General features: G+C 71.5%; 15 protein-coding genes. 7 read left to right on the forward strand and 8 right to left on the reverse strand.

The features are described from left to right. Positions 1-51: 51 nt before the first annotated feature. Both IE153_RS26605 and IE153_RS26610 read left to right on the forward strand, forming a co-directional pair. Positions 52-411: a MerR family transcriptional regulator gene (locus IE153_RS26605; protein WP_097217026.1), complete on the forward strand. Its 360-nt coding sequence runs from the start codon at positions 52-54 to the stop codon at positions 409-411. 112 nt (positions 412-523) lie between these two features. Next, positions 524-1,660 carry a dipeptidase gene (locus IE153_RS26610; protein ID WP_189592331.1) on the forward strand — a complete coding sequence of 379 codons (1,137 nt, stop codon included), beginning with the start codon at positions 524-526 and terminating at the stop codon, positions 1,658-1,660. A gap of 91 nt (positions 1,661-1,751) precedes the next feature. Here the strand turns inward: IE153_RS26610 and IE153_RS26615 are convergent, their stop codons facing one another. Together IE153_RS26615 and IE153_RS26620 are read right to left on the reverse strand one after the other, a co-directional pair. Then, positions 1,752-2,144: a VOC family protein gene (locus IE153_RS26615; protein ID WP_189592332.1), complete on the reverse strand. Its 393-nt coding sequence runs from the start codon at positions 2,142-2,144 to the stop codon at positions 1,752-1,754. Positions 2,145-2,158: 14 nt separating this feature from the next. Then, complete coding sequence (locus IE153_RS26620; RefSeq protein ID WP_031138493.1) at positions 2,159-2,530, reverse strand: VOC family protein; 372 nt, start codon at positions 2,528-2,530, stop codon at positions 2,159-2,161. A 116-nt stretch (positions 2,531-2,646) separates the two neighbouring features. Between IE153_RS26620 and IE153_RS26625 the strand changes: the two genes are divergently transcribed. Further along, on the forward strand, positions 2,647-3,153 hold the full coding sequence (locus IE153_RS26625) for a CGNR zinc finger domain-containing protein (RefSeq protein WP_189592333.1): 507 nt from the start codon (positions 2,647-2,649) through the stop codon (positions 3,151-3,153). Between the two features lie 281 nt (positions 3,154-3,434). Here IE153_RS26625 and IE153_RS26630 read toward each other — a convergent pair whose 3' ends face one another. Then, positions 3,435-4,778 carry a UDP-glucose dehydrogenase family protein gene (locus IE153_RS26630; RefSeq protein ID WP_189592334.1) on the reverse strand — a complete coding sequence of 448 codons (1,344 nt, stop codon included), beginning with the start codon at positions 4,776-4,778 and terminating at the stop codon, positions 3,435-3,437. A 189-nt stretch (positions 4,779-4,967) separates the two neighbouring features. Between IE153_RS26630 and IE153_RS26635 the strand changes: the two genes are divergently transcribed. Beyond that, complete coding sequence (locus IE153_RS26635) at positions 4,968-6,125, forward strand: acyl-CoA dehydrogenase (protein ID WP_185007834.1); 1,158 nt, start codon at positions 4,968-4,970, stop codon at positions 6,123-6,125. 54 nt (positions 6,126-6,179) lie between these two features. Here IE153_RS26635 and IE153_RS26640 read toward each other — a convergent pair whose 3' ends face one another. Then, on the reverse strand, positions 6,180-7,403 hold the full coding sequence (locus IE153_RS26640; protein ID WP_229829173.1) for a phospholipase D-like domain-containing protein: 1,224 nt from the start codon (positions 7,401-7,403) through the stop codon (positions 6,180-6,182). A 238-nt stretch (positions 7,404-7,641) separates the two neighbouring features. Here IE153_RS26640 and IE153_RS26645 point away from each other — a divergent pair, with 238 nt between their 5' ends. Then, positions 7,642-8,007 carry a four-helix bundle copper-binding protein gene (locus tag IE153_RS26645; RefSeq protein WP_189592335.1) on the forward strand — a complete coding sequence of 122 codons (366 nt, stop codon included), beginning with the start codon at positions 7,642-7,644 and terminating at the stop codon, positions 8,005-8,007. Positions 8,008-8,101: 94 nt separating this feature from the next. On the opposite strand, the gene IE153_RS26650 is transcribed toward IE153_RS26645, so the two are convergent. Further along, positions 8,102-9,403, reverse strand: coding sequence for an LCP family protein (locus tag IE153_RS26650; RefSeq protein ID WP_189592336.1), 1,302 nt, complete (start codon positions 9,401-9,403; stop codon positions 8,102-8,104). Between the two features lie 119 nt (positions 9,404-9,522). On the opposite strand from IE153_RS26650, the gene IE153_RS26655 reads away from it, so the two are divergent. Continuing rightward, positions 9,523-10,080, forward strand: coding sequence for an acyl-CoA thioesterase (locus IE153_RS26655; RefSeq protein ID WP_229829174.1), 558 nt, complete (start codon positions 9,523-9,525; stop codon positions 10,078-10,080). 18 nt (positions 10,081-10,098) lie between these two features. Here IE153_RS26655 and IE153_RS26660 read toward each other — a convergent pair whose 3' ends face one another. Continuing rightward, positions 10,099-11,577 (reverse strand): LCP family protein, encoded by a 1,479-nt coding sequence (locus IE153_RS26660; RefSeq protein ID WP_189592338.1) that lies wholly within the window; start codon positions 11,575-11,577, stop codon positions 10,099-10,101. 126 nt (positions 11,578-11,703) lie between these two features. On the opposite strand from IE153_RS26660, the gene IE153_RS26665 reads away from it, so the two are divergent. Further along, entirely contained in the window at positions 11,704-12,741 is a 1,038-nt protein-coding gene (locus IE153_RS26665) for a glycosyltransferase family 2 protein (RefSeq protein WP_189592339.1), read from the forward strand. 85 nt (positions 12,742-12,826) lie between these two features. Here IE153_RS26665 and IE153_RS26670 read toward each other — a convergent pair whose 3' ends face one another. Together IE153_RS26670 and IE153_RS26675 are read right to left on the reverse strand one after the other, a co-directional pair. Further along, a complete protein-coding gene (locus IE153_RS26670) occupies positions 12,827-13,246 on the reverse strand; it encodes a hypothetical protein (RefSeq protein WP_189592340.1) in 420 nt (139 codons plus the stop codon). 49 nt (positions 13,247-13,295) lie between these two features. After that, positions 13,296-14,177, reverse strand: a complete 882-nt coding sequence (locus IE153_RS26675) for a hypothetical protein (protein WP_189592341.1) — start codon at positions 14,175-14,177, stop codon at positions 13,296-13,298. Positions 14,178-14,182: the final 5 nt, after the last annotated feature.

Raw genomic sequence — 14,182 nt, forward strand, 5'->3', positions numbered from 1 at the left:
CCGTACGCTAGAACCTGACACTGATGTCAGAATCAAGTCCGGGGGTGGCACGTGCGGATCGGTGAACTGGCCCGGCGGACCAACGTCAGCGAGCGGTCGCTGCGCTACTACGAGAAGCAGGGCATGCTGTCCGCCGAGCGGACCCCCGGCGGGCACCGGGAGTACCCGGAGGCGGCCGTGGACCGGGTCATCCGGATCCAGGAGCTGTTCGCTGCGGGACTGTGCAGCGAGAAGATCGTCCAGTTGCTGCCCTGCATGCGGGACACCGACGGCGGCCCCTCCGTCGTCGCCACGCCGAAGCTGGTCGCCGACCTCACCGCCGAGCGCGCCCGCATCGACCGGATGATCGCCGACCTGGTCCGTTCCCGGGACACCCTGGACGAGGTGATCGACGCGGCCCGGCTGTCCTGAGGGCACCCGCCCGCGAGGCCCGCGCCGTACTCCGAACGCCCCGCCCACCAGGAACCACTCCCCGCTTCGTGCGACGGTGACCGTACCTCACGAACGACCCCACGGAGCCGCCATGGCAGACCTCCAGGACGACCTGCGCGCCGCCGCCGCGGCCGCCGGGGAGTTCGACGAACTGGCCGAGCCGTACCCCGACGAGGGCGTCGTCGCGGCGGAGTCCTACGAGCCCGTCTCCGACCCGGACGACGCGCCCATGACCCGGGCCCGCGCCATCCTGGCCGCGCACCCCGTCGCCGACGGCTACAACGGACTGCCCTGGGCGCTCAAGCGCCTGTCCTGGTACGACCTGGAGGACGGCGAGAGCACCGTCGACACGGACGTGCCCCGGCTGCGCAGCGGCCATGTGGGCGCGCTGTTCTGGTCGTTGCACCTGCCCGAGGGCCTGGACGGCGACCGAGCCGTCGGCGCCACCCTGGAGCAGCTGGACCTGGCGAAGACCGTCGTCCGGACCTGTGAGGAGGGCCTGCGGCCGGCCTGCACGGCCGGGCAGGTCGCGGACGCCCGCAACTGCGGCCGCGTCGCCGTGCTCCTCGGCCCCGCCGGCGCCCCGGCCCTGGGCGACTCGCTCGGCATCCTGCGCCAGCTGCACCTGCTCGGTCTGCGCGTCCTCACGCTGACCGGCGTGTCCTGGGCGAGCGAGGCGGGCCTGACCCGGTTCGGCGAGGAGGTCGTGCGCGAGATGAACCGTCTCGGCGTGATCACGGACCTCTCCGGCGCCTCCGCCCAGACCCTGCGCCGCGTCCTGAGCCTGTCCCGGGCACCCGTGCTGTGCAGCCGCTCCGCGGCCCGGAGCCTGCGCCCCCATCCGGCCAACCTCCCGGACGACCTGCTGGCGGAGCTCGGCGCGGCCAAGGGACTGTGCCTGGTGCCGCTGACCGCCGAACAGACCGGCCCGACCGTCCGCGATGTCGCCGACCACCTCGACCACGTCCGCGCCGTGGCCGGAGCGCACTGCGTCGGACTGTCCGGCACGTACGACTCCGGAGCCGCCCACCCGCAGGAGCTCGGCGACACCTCCTGCTATCCGCGGCTGATCGCCGAGCTGCTGAGGCGCGGCTGGGAGGAGGCGGACGTGGCGCTGCTGACCTGGGGCAACGTCCAGCGTGTCCTGCGCGGCGCCGACTTCGCGGCCCGCGCCGCCCAGCAGCGCCGCGAGCCGTCCACGGCGACGATCTCGGAGCTGGACGGGTAGCGGCCCGCCGCCGGACGGGCCTGCCGCCGGACGGGCCTGCCGCCGGAACGGGTCCGTCAGGTCGATCGTGCTCGCGCCGATCGTCCCCGGGTCAGTCGTGCTCGATCCGGCACAGGCAGAACGGATGCCCCGCCGGGTCGGCGTAGACGCGGAAGTCCTTCTTCACGTCGTCCTCCTTGTCCAGCACCCGCGCGCCCAGCGCCAGCACCCGCTCCTCCGCCGCGTCGATCTCGTCCCAGGTCGAACCGGCGTCGAAGTCGAGGTGGAACTGCTGGGCGTTGCGATCGGCCCGCGGCCACTCCGGCGGAGTGTGGCCGGGGGAGCGCTGGAAGGCGAGCCGGGGCCCGCCGGGGACGCGCAGCACCACCCAGTCGGGGTCGTCGTCCTCCGGGGTGCCGCCGCCGACCCGCGCATAGAAGCGGGCCAGCTCGCGGGGGTCGGGGCAGTCGACGACCACGGAACGAAAACGTGCCACGGCGGACATGAGGCCTCCGAGGGTCAGCAGGCGCAGAGGCAGAACGGGTGCCCGGCCGGGTCGGCGTAAACCCGGAAGGTCCGCTCCCGGTCCTCCGCGTCCAGCGGTTTCGCCCCGAGCGCCAGTACGCCCTTCTCGGCCGCGTCCAGGTCGTCCACCACGAGGTCGAGGTGGAACTGCTGCGAGCCGTCGGGCGAGGGCCACTTCGGCGGTACGTACCCGGGAGACGCCTGGAAGGCGAGCGGTGTGCCGTCCGGCACCTTCAGGTCGACCCACTCGTCCTCCCCGTCGGTCTCCACCGTCGGCGTGCCGCCCAGCACCTCGGCGTAGAAACCGGCCAGGGCGCGCGGGTCGGGACAGTCCAGGACGACGACACCCAGCTTGGCGAGAGCCATGACTTCCTCCTCGAAGTCGGCGTTACCCGCAGAGGCGGATAACCAGTAACCGTTACTGCATGCTCCCGCATGGGCGGTAACCTCGCAAGGGGAATCGCGAGAGGTACGGTCCAGCCATGACGGAGAGATCGCCCGCGCCCGGCGGCCTGGCCCTGGTCGAGGCCCTGGTGAACACGCTGGACATCGAGTCCGGCGCCGACGCGCTGGACACACCCGAGGGCCGGGAGCGCCTCGGCATCACCGCGGAGGAGACGGACCGGGCCCGCACCCTGCGCGAGTCCCTGCGCGCGACCCTGCTCGCCCACGCCGGCCACCCGCCGCACCGCGACGTCACCCCGCTCGGCGTGCTCCTGGCCGAGGCCCCGCTCCTCGTCACCGTCGACGCGGCGGACGGCTCGGCCGCCCTGGCCCCCGCCGACGGCCGCTCCCTGCACGCGCGCGTGGCCGCCGCCGTCGCAGAGGCCCTGGTCGCCGGCACCTGGACCCGCCTCAAGGCCTGCGCGGCCGCCGACTGCCACTGGGCCTACTACGACCGCAGCCCGGCAGGCCGCGGCCGCTGGTGCTCCATGCAGGTCTGCGGAGCCCGCGCGAAGATGCGCCGCTACCGGGCCAAGGAGGCATAGCCGCCACCGGGTCCACAGGGGTGCAGCGGCTTCGGGGCCGACGGGATCAGGCCGCCGCCGGGTCCACAGGGGTGCAGCGGCTTCCGGGCTGACGAGGTCAAGCGGCCACCGGGGTCCACAGGGGTGCAGCGGCTTCCGGGCCACAGTGGTACAGCCGCTACCGGCCCAAAGAGGTATGGACGGCCCGCCGCACAGCCCGGTGGTGCAGAATGCACGAAGACGCCGGTTCGGCCGACTGAGCCTCGGCCGAACCGGCGTCGCCTGTGTGACGCGTCTCGCGCTCAGGCCCTGGGACGCCCCATCGCCCGGTACGTCCAGCCGGCCTTGCGCCAGAGCTCCGGGTCCAGGGCGTTGCGGCCGTCCAGGATGACCCGCGCCGCGGCGACCTCGCCGAGCGCCTCGGCGTCCAGCTCGCGGAACTCCCGCCACTCCGTCAGATGCAGCACGATGTCGGCCCCGCGCACGGCGTCCAGCGCCGAGTCGGCGTAGCCGAGCGTCGGGAACACACCGCGGGCGTTGTCCATGCCCTTCGGGTCGTAGACCGTGACCTGGCCGCCCTGGAGGTGGATCTGCCCGGCCACGTTCAGCGCGGGCGAGTCCCGCACGTCGTCGGAGTCGGGCTTGAAGGTCGCGCCCAGCACCGCCACCCGCTTGCCCAGGAACGGCCCGCCGCCCAGCGCCTGCCGGGCCAGCTCCACCATCTGCCCGCGCTGGCGCATGTTGATCGAGTCGATCTCCCGCAGGAACGTCAGCGCCTGGTCCGCGCCCAGCTCACCGGCGCGCGCCATGAACGCCCGGATGTCCTTCGGCAGACACCCGCCGCCGAAGCCGATCCCGGCCCGCAGGAACTTCTTGCCGATCCGGTCGTCGTAGCCGATGGCCTCCGCCAGCTTGGCGACGTCACCGCCCGCGGCCTCGCACACCTCCGCCATGGCGTTGATGAACGAGATCTTCGTGGCGAGGAAGGAGTTCGCGGAGGTCTTCACCAGCTCCGAGGTCGGGAAGTCGGTCACCACGAACGGCGAGCCCTCGGCGATCGGCGTCGCGTACACCTCCCGCAGCAGCTTCTCGGCTCGCTCACTGCGCACGCCCACCACGAGACGGTCGGGGTGCAGCGTGTCGTCGACGGCGAAGCCCTCGCGCAGGAACTCCGGGTTCCACGCCAGCTCGGCGTCCGCCCCGGCGGGCGCGTGCGCGGCCAGGTAGGACGCGAGGCGGTCCGCGGAGCCGACCGGCACGGTCGACTTGCCGACGACCAGCGCCGGACCGTGCAGATGCGGCGCGAGCGAGGCGATCGCGGCGTCGACGTAGCTCATGTCGCAGGCGTACTCGCCGTGTCGCTGCGGGGTGTTCACGCAGACGAAGTGCACATCGCCGAACGCGCCGATCTCCGCCCAGTCCTGGGTGAAGCGCAGTCGGCCGCTGGAACCCTCGATGCCGGCGACGTGCTTGCGCAGCAGCTCCTCCAGGCCCGGCTCGTACATCGGGGCCTCGGCGCGCTCCAGCTTCTCGATCTTCTCGCGCACCACGTCGAGGGCGAGCACCTCGAAGCCCAGCTCGGCCATGGCCGCCGCGTGTGTCGCGCCGAGATAACCGGTGCCGATCACGGTGATCTTCAGGGCCATGGGGTACTCCAGGGGTCTACGGCATGCGGTGCGCGCCCGAGCATAGCCGGGGCATGGCAGCGCGCTTCACTGGGCAACTTCTCCGCTGTCGCCTAGCTCACGTATCACTCGCGTGGGCGACCCCATAAACTTTTGATTACTTAACGGTAGTTAGCGTCAGCATCGCAGCGTTTTGGAGCGTGAGAGACCTTGGCCGGATCGGCTGACTTCGACCTGTACCGCCCGTCCGAGGAGCACGACATGCTCCGTGACGCCGTCCGTTCCCTGGCCGAGGCGAAGATCGCGCCGCACGCCGCCGCGGTGGACGAGGAGGCCCGCTTCCCGCGCGAGGCCCTCCAGGCGCTGGTCGCGAACGACCTGCACGCCGTGCACGTACCCGAGGAGTACGGCGGCTCCGGCGCGGACGCGCTGGCCACCGTCATAGTGATCGAGGAGGTCGCCCGGGTCTGCGCCTCCTCCTCCCTCATCCCGGCCGTGAACAAGCTGGGCTCCCTGCCGGTGATCCTCTCCGGCTCCGAGGACCTGAAGAAGCGGTACATGACCCCGCTCGCCAAGGGCGAGGGCATGTTCTCCTACTGCCTCTCCGAGCCGGACGCCGGCTCCGACGCCGCCGGCATGAAGACCAAGGCCGTCCGCGACGGCGACCACTGGATCCTCAACGGCGTGAAGCGCTGGATCACCAACGCCGGCGAGTCCGAGTACTACACGGTGATGGCCGTCACCGACCCCACCAAGCGCTCCAAGGGCATCTCCGCCTTCGTCGTCGAGAAGTCCGACGAGGGCGTCTCCTTCGGTGCCCCCGAGAAGAAGCTCGGCATCAAGGGCTCCCCGACCCGTGAGGTCTACCTCGACAACGTCCGCATCCCCGCAGACCGCATGATCGGGGAGGAGGGCACCGGCTTCGCCACGGCGATGAAGACCCTCGACCACACCCGCATCACCATCGCCGCCCAGGCCCTCGGCATCGCCCAGGGCGCCCTCGACTACGCCAAGGGCTACGTCCAGGAGCGCAAGCAGTTCGGCAAGCCGATCGCCGACTTCCAGGGCATCCAGTTCATGCTCGCCGACATGGCCATGAAGATCTCGGCCGCCCGCGCCCTGACCTACCAGGCCGCCGCCGCGTCGCAGCGCGTCGACGCCGACCTCACCTACCTCGGTGCCGCCGCCAAGTGCTTCGCCTCGGACGTGGCGATGGAGGTCACCACGGACGCGGTCCAGCTCCTCGGCGGCTACGGCTACACGCGCGACTACCCGGTGGAGCGCATGATGCGCGACGCCAAGATCACGCAGATTTATGAGGGCACGAACCAGGTCCAGCGCATCGTCATGGCGCGCAACCTGCCGTAACCGGTCCCTGCGGACGCTCCTCGGCCCCCGGCTCGTGCCGGGGGCCGACGTGTCTCACAGGAAGCGGCGGATCGGGGTCACCGCCGCCTCGGCCAGGCGCTCGGACAGCGGGCGGCGCTTCCAGCGGGCGGGGTCGATGGGGTCGCTGCGCTTGCGGTCGGCCTCGAAGTCGTCGTCGAGGCGCGCGGTGAAGTCCTCGTCGAGGACCGCCAGGACGACCTCCTCGTCGTGCTCCGTGGAGCGGCGGTTGAAGTTGGTGGAGCCGATGAGGGAGCAGACCCCGTCCACCGTGATGATCTTCGTGTGGAGCATGGTCGGCTGGTACTCCCGCACGTCCACACCGGCGTCGACCAGCGTCTGGTAGTGCTGCCGCCCGGCCAGCAGGCACGCCCGCTGGTCGGTGTGCGGGCCGGGCAGCAGGATCTCGACCCGGACCCCGCGGCGGGCCGCCGCGGCCAGCAGGTCGATGAAGTAGGAGTCGGGGGCGAAGTAGGCCGTCGCCAGCCGCAGGCGTTCCTGCGCCGAGGTGATCAGGACCCGCAGGACCGTCTGCATGTCCTGCCAGCCGAAGGCGGCCGAGCCCCGCACGACCTGGACCGTGGCCCGGCCCGGCTGCTCTTGGGCGGTGAAGCGGTCGTGGTCGTCGTAGAGGTCGTCGTGGCACTCGGCCCAGTTCTGGGCGAAGGCCGCGGCGATGCCGTCCACGGCGGGGCCGCGGACCTGGACGTGGGTGTCGCGCCACTCGTCCGGGTTCCGCGCGTCGCCGCACCACTCCTCCGCGATGCCCACGCCACCGGTGAAGGCGGTGTGCTCGTCGGTGACCAGCACCTTGCGGTGGCAGCGGTGGTTCTGCCGCATCGGTGACAGGCGCGTGGGTCTGCGGAACCAGGCCACGTGGACGCCGGCCTCGTCCATGGCGTCCAGCAGGTCCCGCTCTATCTCCTTGGCCCCGAAGCCGTCCAGCAGCAGCCGCACCCGGACACCCGCGCGGGCCCGCTCGGCCAGGGCGGCGGCGAACTCGTGGGCGACGTCGCCGCGCCAGTACACGAACGTCATCATGTCGACGGTGTGCTCCGCGGCCCGGATGGCCGCCAGCATCGCCGGGAAGATCTCGTCGCCGTTGCGCAACGGCACGAGCTCGTTGCCCTCGGTCGCCGCGATACCGAGCAGCCGCTCCAGCCGTCTGCGCAGCCGCTGTTTCTGCTCCTCGGGACCTCTCGGCTCCGGTTCGCGCTCCGGCTCCTGTGCCCGCCGCTCGTCGTACGTCTGCTGGGTCATGTGGGTCTCCCCCCTGCACGGTGTGCTCGCCGCCCCCGGCCTCGCGACGCCGGATCCCGGCGCCTGCACACCCTTTTTGCCGCTGTCGGCACTTTCACGCAGCGCCGGATGCGTCGTGCCTCACAGTCGGACGGACCGCACTCGGGCGGGTCCGCCCTGTGGTGCTCATGGGGACACAGGCGTAGGACGAGAGGTGCGGGCGTCGATCCGCGGCTCCCGCCACTCCCTGGAGGACATCATGACCCAGCAGCCCGCCACCACCACCCCGCTGAGCAAGGAGATGCAGGACTGCGTCCAGGCGTGCATGACCTGCCACAGCGTGTGCGAGGAGACCATGAGCTCCTGCCTGCAGATGGGCGGCCCGGCCCAGATGCAGATCATGCGCACGGTCATGGACTGCGCCGAGATGACGCGCATGTGCGCCGACATGATGATGCGCCGCTCGCCCCTGATGGCCGAGATGTGCGCGATGTGCGCCCGGGCCTGTGACATGTGCGCCGAGGCGTGTATGTCCATGCCGGACGACGCGCAGATGATGCGCTGCGCCGAGGCGTGTCGCCGCTGCGCCGAGAGTTGCCGCTCGATGTCGGCCGCCTCGATGTGAGAACCGCCGCAGGCAGCGGAAGGGGGGGGCACCCGGCCCGGGTGCCCCCCCTTCCGCGCTGTCCGCCCGCCCGGTCGCCCGAGGCGGTGTCCGCTCAGTTGCCCGAGACGGTGACCGTCTCGTCGTTCTTCAGCTGGTTCACCAGCGTCTTCACCTTCGCGGTGTCCCACTGGAGGTTGCCGTTGGCGGCGTTGCCCGCGATCGGCATGTTCATCGACGTGCCCTCGCCGCCGCTGACGCCCTTCATCGCCCAGAACATGGACGCCAGGTCGAACAGGCCCATGTCCTTGTCGACCACGAGGGTGTCCAGGCCCGCGCTCATGGTCGGGTACAGCTTGAAGGGGTTGAGCACCGTGCCCGGGGTGGCGACCTGGTTGGCCAGGGCCGAGAGGAACTTCTGCTGGTTCTTCGTACGGTCCAGGTCGGAGCCGGCGAGCGCGTAGCGGGTGCGGACGAAGGCGAGGGCCTGCTCGCCGTTCAGCGTCTGCTTGCCCTTCTTGAGGTCCGCGCCGGACTTGGTGTCCTTGATGTCCTGCGGGATGTCCATCTCGACGCCGCCGACCGCGTCCACGATGTTCGCGAAGCCGGCGAAGCCGATCTCCACGTAGTGGTCGATGTGCAGGCCCGTGTTGGCCTCCACCGTGCGCACCAGCAGCTCCGGGCCGTCCTCGGCGTAGGCCGCGTTCAGCTTCGTCTGGCGGCCGGTGTTCGGGTAGAGCTTGCCGGAGTCGGAGCCCTTGAACGACGGGATCGTGACGTTCGAGTCGCGTGGCAGCGAGATCAGCGTCGGGGCGCCGCCGCCGGTGTGCAGGATCATCATCGAGTCCGTGCGCTTGCCCTCGGCGGATCCGGTGTGCAGCTTCTTCTTCTCCTCGGCCGACATGCCCTTGCGGCTGTCGGAGCCGACGATCAGGTAGTTCGTGCCCTCGCCCGCCTCCGGACGGTCGATGACCTTCGACAGGTCGACGTCGCGGTTGAGCTTGGAGTCCGCCCAGAAGTACGTGGCGACGCTCGTCACGACCAGCAGTGTCACCAGCGTGATGGCCGTCACCTTGATCCGGCGGCGCCAGTTGGGGGCGGGGCGCGGCTCGTACACGCCGTCGCCCGGGCCGCCGGGGCCTCTGCCGCCGGGGGAGCCGTAGACCTGGCCGGTGTTGTAGCCGCTGTCGTAGCCGTCGCCGGGGCCGTGGCCGCCGCCGTCCACATACGACGGCTGCTGCGGCACTCCGCCGCCGTACGGCGGGGCGCCGCCGTATCCCGCCTGCCCGGGCGATGCCGCCGGACCGCGGCGGACCTGCCGCATGACACGGGCGCTCTCGGGCTGTGCGCTCGAGCTGCCGCGTCCGTAGCGGCTGCCGCGGTTGTCGCCGGTGTATCCCTCGGGCCAGTCATTCATGCGCCCCAGTGTGCAGGTCTCCGTAGTGACCCATACAAGAGTCGTCGGAAAATCAGAGCACGGCTGTGGCGAAGCTGACACAAATCCCCCTCATGCCGCCTCGGCATAAGGTAGGGGCCATGACAGACCTGGCCCCAGCTGCGGATTCCGGCAGTACGGATATCCCGGGCAAGCCGACTTCGGCGTCCCGCACCACCCTCAGCCACATCATGACCCACAACGACACGAACCTTCTGGGGACCGTGCACGGTGGGGTGATCATGAAGCTGGTCGACGACGCGGCGGGGGCCGTGGCGGGGCGGCACTCCGGCGGTCCGGCGGTCACCGCGTCCATGGACGAGATGGCGTTCCTGGAGCCGGTCCGCGTCGGTGACCTGGTGCACGTCAAGGCCCAGGTCAACTGGACCGGCCGGACGTCCATGGAGGTCGGCGTCCGGGTCCTGGCCGAACGCTGGAACGAGTCCGCCCCGGCCACGCAGGTGGGCTCCGCCTACCTCGTCTTCGCCGCGGTCGACGCCGACGGCAAGCCCCGCCGGGTCCCTCCGGTCCTCCCGGAGACCGAGCGCGACAAGCGCCGCTACCAGGAGGCCCAGATCCGCCGCACCCACCGCCTGGCCCGCCGCCGCGCGATCATGGACCTCCGCGAGAAGCGGGCGGCAGAGGGCATCGAGGACTGACGGGCGCGGCCGGATCCCCTAGTCGCACCCCACCTCGTCCCCCCGCACCACCCCGAACTCGCCCTGCCCCGGGTCCTCGGCCCGTACCTTGCGGACGCGTTCGAAGTCCGGGCCCGCGATCACCTTCAGGGTCGGGCCCAGGCCCTTGACCACCCGCAGTTCGCTGCCCGGCAGGGCGGTCGCCAGGGATCTGGCCGAGCGGTCCCAGCGTGGGTCGTAGGCGACGACCGTGCGCTTCACGTCCCGGGTGGCGGCGTTCACGGGGGCGTGGGTCGTGCGGAAGCCCGTCGAGGCCAGGGCCGCGTCCACGCGGCGTCCGAGGCCGGGCGTGCCGGTGCCGTTCTCCACCTGGACGCGGATCTGCTGCGGGGCGACCGGGACGACCCGGGCCGCGCCGCGCGGCCGGTGCACGGACAGCGGCTGGTCCTTGCGCAGGGCTTGGAAGAGCCGCTCCGACTTCACCGGGTCCCACTTCAGCGTCGAGCCGACGCCCTTCACGGCGAACCCCATCCGCCCGATCGGGACGGTCGTGAACTCGGAGGAGGAGGGGGAGAAGTTCCGCATGGCGCGGCCCAGGTCCAGCATCTCGTCCGTGCCGAAGCCCTTGTCGGCCCGTACCGAGCCGAGCACCGCGCGGGTCACGTCCCGGAACCTCAGCGGGTTGAGGAGGGTCCCGGACGAGGTGAGCCGTTCCACGAGGGCCGCCATGAAGCGCTGCTGCCGCTTCATGCGGCCCAGGTCGGACGCCCCGTCGACGTGGCGGGCGCGGACGAACTGGAGCGCCTGCCCGCCCGCGAGGGTGTGCCGCCCGGCCGGCAGGTTCAGGCCGGTGTAGCTGTCCTTGAGGGGGTCGGCCGTGCAGATCTGCACACCCCCGACCACGTCCACCGTCTTCATGAAGCTGGTGAAGTCGACCTCCAGGTAGTGGTCGATCTTCACCTTCGTCATGCTCTCGACGGTGCGCACGGTCAGCTGCGGCCCGCCCTCGGCGTACGCGGCGTTCAGCTTGACGGGATGCCCGTGGTGCCGCTTGCCCGACACCCGGTCGACATGCTCCGGCGTCACCGCGTACGAGTCGCGCGGCAGGCTCACCACGCTGGCCCGTTCCCGGTCCTCGGAGATGTGCACGATCATGATCGTGTCGGTGCAGTGGCAGGGCGCGCCGCCCAGCCGGTACTTGCGGCGCTCCTCCTTGCTGATCTTCTCGCGGCCGTCGGTGCCGACCAGCAGGACGTTCATGCCGTGGCCGGCCTGCGGGCGGTTCTTCATGTCCTTGAAGGGGTCGACCCGGGCGATGTCCGCGTCCAGGCTGGTCATGACCGCGTGCCCGAGGCCGGCGGAGGCGAGGACCACCACGGACAGTGTGGTGACCGCCCGCATGGCCCAGCGCGGCCGCCGCGCGGGCGGTGCGGGCCTGCGCGGAGCACGGCGGGGGGCGGGTGGCTGCGGGCGGCGGGGAGCGGCGGTGGACCGAGGGGACCGCGGCGGCGTGGGCATGGGGCACCTCCGGACGACGGCCGTACGTGGGATCCGTGAAACCGTAGGCCGATACGATCTGCGGCCCGCGCCACCGCCCCGACGGCGCGCACCGCTGTCCCCCGTTCGCGGTAACGTGAGGCCCCTATGAACGCCAATCCCGACGTGCGGCACCCCGCCGTTTCCGTGATCATGCCTGTCCTCAACGAGGAGCGGCATCTGCGGGGAGCAGTCCAAGCGATCCTCGCGCAGGAGTACGCCGGCGAGATGGAGGTCGTGATCGCCCTCGGTCCGTCCACGGACCGCACGGACGAGATCGCCGCCGAGCTCGTGGCCGAAGACGCGCGTATCCACACCGTCCCCAACCCCACCGGCCGTACGCCCGCGGCGCTGAACGCGGCGATCAACGCCTCCCGGCATCCGATCGTCGTCCGCGTCGACGGGCACGGCATGCTTTCGCCGAACTACATCGCGACCGCCGTACGGCTCCTGGAGGAGACCGGCGCGCAGAACGTCGGCGGCATCATGCACGCCGAGGGCGAGAACGACTGGGAGCACGCGGTCGCCGCCGCGATGACCTCGAAGATCGGGGTCGGCAACGCCGCCTTCCACACCGGCGGCCAGGCCGGCCCGGCCGAGACCGTCTACCTCGGTGTGTTCCGGCGCGAGGCGCTGGAGCGGCAGGGCGGGTACAACGTGGAGTTCATCCGCGCCCAGGACTGGGAGCTGAACTTCCGCATCCGTGAGGCCGGCGGCCTGATCTGGTTCTCGCCCGAGCTGAAGGTGTCGTACCGGCCGCGGCCGAGCATGAAGGCGCTGGCCAAGCAGTACAAGGACTACGGCCGCTGGCGGCATGTGGTCGCCCGCTTCCACGAGGGCTCGATCAACCTGCGCTACCTCGCCCCGCCGACCGCTGTGTGCGCGATCGGGGCCGGGATCCTGGTGGGCGCCCTGCTGACGCCGTGGGGCTTCGTCGTGCCCGGCGGTTATCTCGCGGCGATCCTGCTCGGCTCGCTTCCGGCGGGCAAGGGCCTGCCGCTCAAGGCGCGGCTGCAGATCCCCGTGGCGCTGGCCACGATGCACATGTCGTGGGGCTGGGGCTTCCTGACCAGCCCGCGGGCGCTGGCGCGGAAGGTCATCGCCTCCCGGCGCCCCGCGGTGCGGGCGGACGCCACCGCGAGCTGACCCGACCCGACGTGACGTGGCCGTGGGCCCCCTTCCCGACCGGGAAGGGGGCCCACGGTGCGCGTGGCCCGCGGCCGCGCGGTGATCAGCAGCCGGGGCCGCTGCAGCCGCCGGAGTAGTAGGACTCGCTGGAGGCGTTGTTGTTCTTCAGCCACGTCGGCAGGTTGACCCGCTTGCCGCCGAGGGTCTTGAACGAGTCGCCGGAGTAGCCGGAGTTGAAGTAGGTCTTGCAGGTGAACAGCGGCCCCATGTTGCAGAACAGGGAGGCGGCGTTGTTGCCGACGACCTGGTTCTGGCCGCTGCCCGAGGTGATGAAGTAGTCGTCGTGGTGGGTGTACTGGTCGCCCTCGTAGTCGATCATCGAGCCCGAGGTGTTCGAGTTGAAGTAGAAGCACGTCTCCTGCACGGAGCACACGCCGTTGGCGGCGGAGGCGGTGCCCGAGAAGGCGAAGACGGAAGTGAGCGCCGCGGCACCGGCGGCGGCGAGCGTGGCCCAGCGGTTCATGTGAGGTCCCCTCGTTTTCGTGGATGTGTACGCGCGGCCCGTACGGCGGTCAGCCGCCGTCGGCCGCGAGGATCTTGCCGGCGCGCGCGATGAGCCTCTCGGCCTCCGCGCCCGCCTTCTTCAGCTGTGCGGCACGGGTGGTGACGGTGCTGCGCTGGAGCGTGGTCTCCACCCGCTGCCAGGCGTCCACCAGTCCCGTACGCGTCTTGCAGGTGATGTCGGCCACGGCCACCGACCGCTCGTGGTCCGTCACCGTGCGGCCCATGACGCCGGGGTCGGCGGGCGGGTCCAGCGGGGTGGCGTAGCGGTGGCCGGCCTCGGCCATGCAGCGCGACCAGGCCGCGAACGCGGCCTTCACCCGCGGGTCCTCCAGAGAGCGCTGGAAGGAGTCGCGCTTGTACCACTGGGGGAGGTCGACGGCCTCCATGTCGATCCCGGCCTCCAGCTCGCGGTGCGCCTCGCCGGTGCAGCCGTCGTCGAACGCGCCGTCGTCCAGCGGTTTGCCCGTACCGGTCAGGGCACGTTCGTAGGCCTTGGAGCGCTTGGGCTCCTTCGGCCGCTCCCGCGCGGGAGCGCCGGCCAGGTGGTAGCCGTGGGTGCGGGCCGTCTTCAGCACGGTGATCCCGTACCGGCGTTCGTGTCCGGTGGGGCCCGTCGTGGTGGTGTCCTGCGGTGCCGGTGCCTCGTAGGCGAGGCCCTGACGCCGCATGCACCGGTCGGTGAGCTCCGTGAGGGCGCGCGAGACGGTACCGAAGTCCTCGTCGGACACCTGGTAGGGGTCGAGCGGAAGGGTGATCCGGGGCGGGCCGGCGGTGGCGTCCCCGCTCGCCGCCGCGCCCGTAGGGCGAGCGTGCCCGGAGGGTTCCGGGGACGCGCACGACGTGACGACGGCGGCGAGAAGGAGGACCAGACCGGCGCGGGCGAGCCGCATGTGTG

Source organism: Streptomyces massasporeus, assembly GCF_014648995.1.
Lineage (GTDB): Bacteria > Actinomycetota > Actinomycetes > Streptomycetales > Streptomycetaceae > Streptomyces > Streptomyces massasporeus.

Coding starts and splice junctions, on each gene's coding strand:
- IE153_RS26655 (WP_229829174.1), top strand. CDS start 9,523: ATGACAGACCTGGCCCCAGCTGCGGATTCCGGCAGTACGGATATCCCG.
- IE153_RS26620 (WP_031138493.1), bottom strand. CDS start 2,530: ATGGCTCTCGCCAAGCTGGGTGTCGTCGTCCTGGACTGTCCCGACCCG.
- IE153_RS26660 (WP_189592338.1), bottom strand. CDS start 11,577: ATGCCCACGCCGCCGCGGTCCCCTCGGTCCACCGCCGCTCCCCGCCGC.
- IE153_RS26615 (WP_189592332.1), bottom strand. CDS start 2,144: ATGTCCGCCGTGGCACGTTTTCGTTCCGTGGTCGTCGACTGCCCCGAC.
- IE153_RS26645 (WP_189592335.1), top strand. CDS start 7,642: ATGACCCAGCAGCCCGCCACCACCACCCCGCTGAGCAAGGAGATGCAG.
- IE153_RS26665 (WP_189592339.1), top strand. CDS start 11,704: ATGAACGCCAATCCCGACGTGCGGCACCCCGCCGTTTCCGTGATCATG.
- IE153_RS26670 (WP_189592340.1), bottom strand. CDS start 13,246: ATGAACCGCTGGGCCACGCTCGCCGCCGCCGGTGCCGCGGCGCTCACT.
- IE153_RS26650 (WP_189592336.1), bottom strand. CDS start 9,403: ATGAATGACTGGCCCGAGGGATACACCGGCGACAACCGCGGCAGCCGC.
- IE153_RS26675 (WP_189592341.1), bottom strand. CDS start 14,177: ATGCGGCTCGCCCGCGCCGGTCTGGTCCTCCTTCTCGCCGCCGTCGTC.
- IE153_RS26640 (WP_229829173.1), bottom strand. CDS start 7,403: ATGACCCAGCAGACGTACGACGAGCGGCGGGCACAGGAGCCGGAGCGC.
- IE153_RS26625 (WP_189592333.1), top strand. CDS start 2,647: ATGACGGAGAGATCGCCCGCGCCCGGCGGCCTGGCCCTGGTCGAGGCC.
- IE153_RS26610 (WP_189592331.1), top strand. CDS start 524: ATGGCAGACCTCCAGGACGACCTGCGCGCCGCCGCCGCGGCCGCCGGG.
- IE153_RS26630 (WP_189592334.1), bottom strand. CDS start 4,778: ATGGCCCTGAAGATCACCGTGATCGGCACCGGTTATCTCGGCGCGACA.